Genomic DNA, 546 nt, shown 5'->3' with positions numbered 1-546 from the left:
CTATGGATGTCGTATCTACCATATTATCAACTCTTACCATTTTGATTTGCACCATAGAGTATATCAATAAGCTCTTTCGATGCGTTTGCTGTGCGTGGACCAAATCCTAAAAGATACATAGCATCCATTTGTTTAATGGCATGATTTTTTGCTGCTGTTGTTGCTTGAACTGCCGGTATGGCTAAAATCTTATCAATGTTATTGGATTTTTCACGATGTTTGACAAGCAAAATAACATCAGGGTTTGCTTTCAATAAAGCTTCGTTATTGAGAAGCTTATATCCCTTATAATCGGTGATAGCATTGATACCGCCTGAAAGTTTTATCATACCATCAGCAGCTGTCCCTGTTCCAGATGCCATAACACGCCCATTTTGTACGGATAAAACAAAAAGGACTCTCTTTGGTTTTGTTATTTTTGCTAAAAGTAGGTCATTATTTACAAAATCACGGTTTACTTTTTCAATCAAGGCAGCTGCCTTCATTTCACGATGAAGAGCTTTGCCAACGAGACGAATTTTTTCTATCACACTTTCACGGGAATAA

General features: G+C 37.0%; 1 protein-coding gene. It reads right to left on the bottom strand.

From position 1 onward, the window contains the following. Positions 1-26 precede the first annotated feature (26 nt). Positions 27-546: hemin ABC transporter substrate-binding protein (locus ACFIK8_RS13000; protein ID WP_375669658.1), on the bottom strand; the 520-nt coding region annotated here is incomplete at its 5' end.

The organism is Bartonella sp. MR168JLCBS (assembly GCF_042194175.1).
Note: the sequence above shows the minus strand (reverse complement) of the source record. Positions and strands in the feature narration are given on the sequence as shown.